The organism is Nocardiopsis sp. NPDC101807, assembly GCF_044766605.1.
Classification (GTDB): domain Bacteria; phylum Actinomycetota; class Actinomycetes; order Streptosporangiales; family Streptosporangiaceae; genus Nocardiopsis; species Nocardiopsis tropica.
This window is the reverse complement of the sequence record NZ_JBIWMK010000019.1, coordinates 1-6,174: the sequence shown is the minus strand read 5'-3', so window position 1 is coordinate 6,174 and position 6,174 is coordinate 1. Positions and strand designations below refer to the sequence as shown.

At 72.5% G+C, this 6,174-nt stretch carries 6 protein-coding genes; 2 read left to right on the top strand and 4 right to left on the bottom strand.

The window, feature by feature from the left end; genetic code table 11:
* Positions 1-178: 178 nt before the first annotated feature.
* The 4 genes from ACIRPH_RS31790 to ACIRPH_RS31775 form a co-directional block, all read right to left on the bottom strand.
* Positions 179-1,246: a M23 family metallopeptidase gene (locus tag ACIRPH_RS31790; RefSeq protein WP_402921400.1), complete on the bottom strand. Its 1,068-nt coding sequence runs from the start codon at positions 1,244-1,246 to the stop codon at positions 179-181.
* Between the two features lie 349 nt (positions 1,247-1,595).
* A complete protein-coding gene (locus ACIRPH_RS31785; RefSeq protein WP_402921397.1) occupies positions 1,596-2,195 on the bottom strand; it encodes a methylated-DNA--[protein]-cysteine S-methyltransferase in 600 nt (199 codons plus the stop codon).
* Positions 2,196-2,364: 169 nt separating this feature from the next.
* Positions 2,365-3,948, bottom strand: coding sequence for an AlkA N-terminal domain-containing protein (locus ACIRPH_RS31780; RefSeq protein ID WP_402921394.1), 1,584 nt, complete (start codon positions 3,946-3,948; stop codon positions 2,365-2,367).
* A gap of 56 nt (positions 3,949-4,004) precedes the next feature.
* Complete coding sequence (locus ACIRPH_RS31775) at positions 4,005-4,364, bottom strand: hypothetical protein (RefSeq protein ID WP_402921391.1); 360 nt, start codon at positions 4,362-4,364, stop codon at positions 4,005-4,007.
* A gap of 144 nt (positions 4,365-4,508) precedes the next feature.
* Here ACIRPH_RS31775 and ACIRPH_RS31770 point away from each other — a divergent pair, with 144 nt between their 5' ends.
* Positions 4,509-4,919, top strand: coding sequence for a cobalamin B12-binding domain-containing protein (locus ACIRPH_RS31770; RefSeq protein ID WP_267946591.1), 411 nt, complete (start codon positions 4,509-4,511; stop codon positions 4,917-4,919).
* 434 nt (positions 4,920-5,353) lie between these two features.
* Positions 5,354-6,174: ATP-grasp domain-containing protein (locus ACIRPH_RS31765; RefSeq protein ID WP_402921389.1), on the top strand; the 821-nt coding region annotated here is incomplete at its 3' end.

Here is a 6,174-nt window from a genome sequence, read left to right as displayed (position 1 = left end):
TGATGGTACTGCCCTGTGGTGGGGTGGGAGAGTAGGTCGCTGCCACGGTTTTTTGTGGGGAGGGGGTCGCCTTGTTGGGCGGCCCCCTCTTTTTTTGTGTGTTTGTTTGTGCGTTTGTGAAAGAAGTGTTTCCCGAACCCGGTGTTTCCGGAAGCCGGTGTTCCCGGAAGCTGTAGTTCTAGAACCCGTAGTTGTACACCGAGCCGCCGGGGTAGACCGTGCCCACGCCGCTCCGGTAGACGTATCCGCCGTAGGCGGCGCCCTCGTAGAAGGTCCAGCCGCCCAGCGTCCTTCCGTGGAGGGGGACGTACCAGCCGGCCGCGTTGGGGTCGGTGTAGGCCCTCAGCGCGAAGTGGATGTGGGCGCCGGTCGTCGAGCCGCCGGCGCAGAGGCTGTTGCCCTGCCTTCCGAGGTAGTGGCCGACGCCGACGTTGTTACCGGGCAGCCACTGGTAGTCCTCCAGGTGGTAGTAGTCCGTGGAGTAGCCGTTGTCGTGGATCACCCGGGTCCAGCCGGTGCAGAGGCTGTAGGCGTAGCCGCCCCGGGCCGCACGGGCCTGGCCGTTGCCGCCGGCGAAGTCCACCGAGCTGTAGGGGTGGCCGGAGCTGAAGCCGTGCGGTCCGCCGGTCATGACCATCGAGGAGCCGATGGAGAACGGCAGCCCCACCCCGATGTAGGTGGAGGCGGAGACCTCGTCCGGGTTCGTGGAGTCGGCGACGGCCTCGCGTTCCTCCTCGGCCAGCAGGGTCGACGACGAGAGGATCTGCGAGAACTCCTCCGTGCCCTCCAGCCCGACGGTCCACTCCGAGCCCTCGTGGTCCGCGGCGAACAGCCAGGCGTAGGGGCTCTCCTCCGAACCCATGGGCGCGGTCACGATGGCGACACCGAAGGCTGAGCCTTCCGAAGACTCCCGGATGTCGACCCGGACGTCGCGGTCCCGGGCGTCGAGGGCGGAGAGCCCGGTGCCCCGGGCCTCCAGGACGTCGGCGACGACCGCGTCGGCGAGCACGTCCTCGGCCGCCGCTCCGGGCGCTGCCCCGGGCAGGGCCTCGGCGGCGGCGCCGTCCGCGGTCACCTCCACGTTGGGAGCGCTCGCGAGCGCGGTGTCCACGGGCGCCGGCTGGGCCTGGGCCGCACCGGCGGAGACGACCAGGGCGGCCGCGGCGGTCAGGGAGAGGGTGGCCGCACCCAGGAACCGGGTCCGGGAAAGGCGTGCGCGGAAGGAGGGGGAGGTGGGGGGTGTCAACGCTGCTCCTTGGGGGTGGGTGAACGGGGGGTCGACACGGTGCTCCGCGGTCATGGGGTCTCGACCGCATTGCTACCGCAGGGTAACCACGCGAATACCCGCCTGCAAGGGGTGGAAGGCGAAGGAGCGCCGTCCCGGGAGCCCGCCGGGAGGTCGGCGGTGGGCGCATGCCGCAGGGGAAGGGGATGCCGAACGGAACGGGGGCAGGGCGAAGCGACCCGCCCCCGGGGACCCCCCGATTTCCAGTCAACCCTGTTCCGGAGGGCGGGACCAGAGCGGTTTCCCTCCTGTGGAGAACGCGGAACGGCCCCGTTCCCGGGGCCGTTCCGCGTGGAGGCGGGGCGGGCCGCTAGGCGGCCCCGGCCTCCAGCCCGAGCAGGAACTTCTTGCGCTCCAGACCGCCCGCGTACCCGGTGAGGGTCCCGTCGGCCCCGATGACCCGGTGGCAGGGGACGATGATGCTGATCGGGTTGCGACCGTTGGCCATGCCCACGGCGCGGGAGGCGGTCGGCCGCCCCAGCTCCTCGGCGAGTCGCCCGTAACTCGCGGTCTCCCCGTACGGGATGGTCGTCAGCCCGGCCCACACCTTGCGCTGCCACTCGGTCCCGGAGGGGGCCAGCGGCAGGTCGAACTCCCGCAGCTCCCCCGCGAAGTACGCGTCCAGCTGCCGGACCGCCTCGGCGAACGGCGCCGCGTCGGCGATCCACTCCGCCGGGACGCTCGGGGAACTGCCGTCCTTCGCGATCGTGAACAGCGCGCCCAGCGCCTCACCGTCGCCGACGAGGGTCAGCAGCCCCACCGGTGAGTCCATCGTGGTGTACCGGGTCGGCCCCTCCAGCGGGGTCCGGAACTCCACGGTCGGCCCCCGCCGGGGGGCGACCGGTCCGACGTCCGCGAAGAGTGACTCCTGTCCGGGTGTCGCGGCGCCCGGTGCCCGTGTGATGCCCATACCGTTCCCTCTCGTCCTCACGTCCGTCCTCCCTTGCCGACGGCCACCGGACCCCGAGGGCCCAGCGGTTCCAACAACCGGGCGGCGGCCACCGCTTCCCCGCCGTCGCGGGCCTGCGGCCCGACCGCGCGACCGGGCCCGCCCGAGGCCGTCCCGCACCGCCTCCCGCTCACGCGGCGGAACCGGTGCGGCCCGCAGCCCCGACGGCCGCCGGCGCCCCGACCGGGCCGTCCACGGCCCCGCCGTCCGGAACCGCTCCCGCCTCCCGCGCCCGGGCGGCGTCGCCCAGCGACGCCCACAGCAGGTGGGTGGCGTACGAGCGCCACGGGCTCCACCCCAGTGCGTTCCGGGCGGCCGCCGCCGGGGAGGTCCACGCCTCCCCGGCCTCCAGCGCCGCCCGGACGCCCAGGTCGCCGTGCAGGAACACGTCGGGGTCGCCCAGGCCGCGCATCCGCACGTAGCCCGCCGTCCACGGACCGATGCCGCGCAGCCCGACCAGGCGCCGCTCGGCCTCCTCCCGGTCGCAGCCCGGTCCCAGGTCGACACGGCCCGAGGCGACGGCCCCGCTCAGACCCACCAGGGCGGTTCCGCGCGCCACGGGGATGGAGAAACCCGCCGGGTCGGCCCCGGCCAGGACGTCCGGGGCCGGGAACAGGTGGGTCAGGCCGCCGCCCGGAACCTCCAGCCCGTCCGGCAGGGGCTTTCCGAACCTCTGCACCAGTCGGCCCGCCAGCGTGCGCGCGGCCCGTACCGACACCTGCTGTCCGAGCACCGCACGGACCGCCAGCTCCGCCGGGTCCACGTGACCCGGCGAGCGCATGCCCGGATGGGCCGACACGATCGGGCCGAGCAGGGGGTCACCGCCCAGGGCCTCGGCGACCGCGCGCGGATCGGCGTCCAGGTCCAGCAGTCTGCGGCACCGGCGCACCGCGCTGGCCAGGTCGCGGGTCTCGGTCAGCCGCAGCCGGCACAGCACGTGCCCCGGTCCGGAACCCGCCGAGAGCTCCGCGACACCGGTTCCGTGCGGGAGCGGGAGCGTGCGCCGGTACACGCCCTCCCGGTACTCCTCGACCCCGGGGACGGCCCTGTCACCGAGGAACCGCAGCATCGCGGCCAGGTCGATCGGCTCCCGGTAGGGCAGCCGCAACGTGATCGTCCCCGGTTCCGAGGCGCCGGGGGCCCGTGAGCGTCCGACCGAGCGCATCGCGGTGGGGGAGCGGTCGAACACCGCCCGCATCGTCTCGTTGAACTGGCGCACGCTCGCGAACCCGGCCGCGAACGCGACGTCCGTCATCGGCATGTCCGTGGTCTCGACCAGGATCCGTGCGGTCTGGGCGCGCTCGGTACGGGCCAGGGCCAGCGGCCCCGCCCCCACCTCGGCGGACAGCAGCCGGTTGAGCTGGCGTTCGCTGTACCCCACGGCGGAGGCCAGCGCGCCCACGCCGCCGCGGTCCACGGCGCCGTCCTGGATGAGCCGCATCGCGCGGCCGACCACGTCGGCCCGCAGGTTCCACTCCGGCGAGCCCGGGGTCAGGTCGGGGCGGCACCGCTTGCAGGCGCGGAACCCGGATTCCTGGGCCGCCGCCGCGGTGGGGAAGAACCTGGTGTTGACCCGTTTCGGGGTGACGGCGGGGCAACTCGGCCGACAGTAGATCCCGGTGGTGCGCACGGCCGTGTAGAAGACCCCGTCGAAGCGGGAGTCCCTGCTGTGTACTGCGCGGTAGCGCTGGTCGTCGTCCATCACACTGTCCATGGTCACCCATGGGCCGGGGCCGACGCTGGCGGTTTTCGGACATGCACCCCGAGGGGTCAGGAAGCCCTGTCGCCGTCGGTCCCGCCGGGCCGGGCCCCGCCCGGACCGGTGTCCCCGGGGGCCGCGTCGCCCGCCTCCTCCCCGTGGTCGAGGAGGTACTGGACGTAGACGGGGCGCAGAGCCTCCTGGACCCCGGGGTCCGTCTCGGCGGAGAGGGCCTCGTACACGAAGCCGGAGAGCTGGGCGACGCTCGCCTCGCTGGCCCCGTCGTTCCCGGCCGCGGCCTCCGCGGCGGGCACGAGGCCGAGCAGACGCCAGAAGAAGCGCAGGTCCCACCGCTGACGTGCCAGCTCGACGGCGCGGTCCCGCAGGTCCTCTGTGCTGGTTCGGTCGAATTCGGCGGCATCGTCTCCCATGCTCGGAAGATACCCGTCCCCGTGCCCGCCACCCGCGAGTGACCTGCGTTACGCTTCACACGAGTTCATCGTCTCCACCCCGTCCCGGTGGGCCTCCCACAAGGAGGGGCCGGACCGCGGGGAACACGTCGTGAGGGGTAAGCCATGGCCGAGGGTGCGGCAAGGATCGTCGTCGCCAAGCCGGGACTGGACGGGCACGACCGGGGGGTCAAGATCGTCGCCCGCGTCCTGCGCGACGCCGGGGTCGAGGTCATCTACACCGGTCTGCGCCAGACGCCGGAGATGATCGTCGCGGCGGCGCTCCAGGAGGACGCCGACGCCATCGGGCTGTCCGTGCTCTCGGGGGCCCACATGACCATGTTCACCCGGGTGATGGAGCTGCTGAGGGAGAACGACGCCGAGGACATCCGGGTGTTCGGCGGCGGGATCATCCCCGACGCGGACATCGCGGAGCTCGAACGCCTGGGGGTCGCCAAGATCTTCACCCCCGGGGCGCCCACCTCGGAGATCGCCGACTGGGTTCGGGAGAACGTCCGCCCGGCGCACGCGGCCTGACACTCCGGCGGCGCCGGCGGGGAGCGCCGGGCCGGAGGGGCGCTGTCCGCGCCCGGTCCCGCGCGGCGGTCCGCGGCGTGATGTTGGTCGCAGGGCCGGAGCGGCCGGGGCGCGGCCAATGCACCCATGTCGTGTTATTCGCGGTGTCGCTGGTCACACAATTTCCCACGCGGACGCTTCCGCAGTGCGGCATGGACGGCATTTGGGCCGGGACCGACGCGGAGAAGCGGCCCCCGGTGTCCGGCGGCCGGATTTCAGGCGACTAAGCTTTGCGCATGTCGCGGGTGGCGACTCCGCGGCGATCTCGATCTCTGTGAACGGCGGGGCCCCTCGGGGTCCTGCTGCGTGTGACGTGTACCAGTAGGTCACAGCCGATCCGGACGAGGCCACCCCGGTAGACATCCTGAGCCAGCGAGTTACAAGGACGGACCCTCGTGGACCTGTTCGAATACCAGGCGAAGCAACTCTTCGCAGAGTACGGGGTTCCCGTACCCCAGGGGAAGGTGGCGAGCACGGCCGCTGAGGCACGTGCCATCGCTGACGAGTTCGCCGCTGCCGGCAAGCCCCGCGTCGTTGTCAAGGCGCAGGTCAAGACCGGTGGTCGCGGCAAGGCCGGCGGCGTGAAGGTCGCCGAGGGCCCCGAGGACGCCCAGGCCAAGGCCGAGCAGATCCTCGGCATGGACATCAAGGGCCACACGGTCCACCGTGTCCTGGTCGAGGAGGCCTCCGACATCGCGGAGGAGTACTACTTCTCGTTCCTCCTCGACCGCGCCAACCGCGACTTCCTCGCCATCTGCTCCAAAGAGGGCGGCATGGAGATCGAGGAGGTCGCCGAGACCAACCCCGACGCCGTCGCGAAGATCTCGATCGACGCCCTGAAGGGCGCTCCGGCCGACGTCGCCGCGCAGATCGTCAAGGCGGGCAACCTGCCCGAGGCCGCCGCCGCGGGCGCCACCGAGATCATCACCAAGCTCTGGGACGCCTTCGTCGGCAAGGACGCCACCCTCGCGGAGGTGAACCCGCTCATCCTGACCAAGGACGGCCGGGTCGTCGCCCTCGACGGCAAGGTCACCCTGGACGAGAACGCCGAGTTCCGCCAGGACCTGGAGAGCCTGACCTTCGCCGAGGAGGGTGACCCGCTCGAGGTCGCCGCCAAGGCCAAGGGCCTGAACTACGTCAAGCTCGACGGCGAGGTCGGCATCATCGGCAACGGCGCGGGCCTGGTCATGTCCACGCTGGACGTGGTCGCCTACGC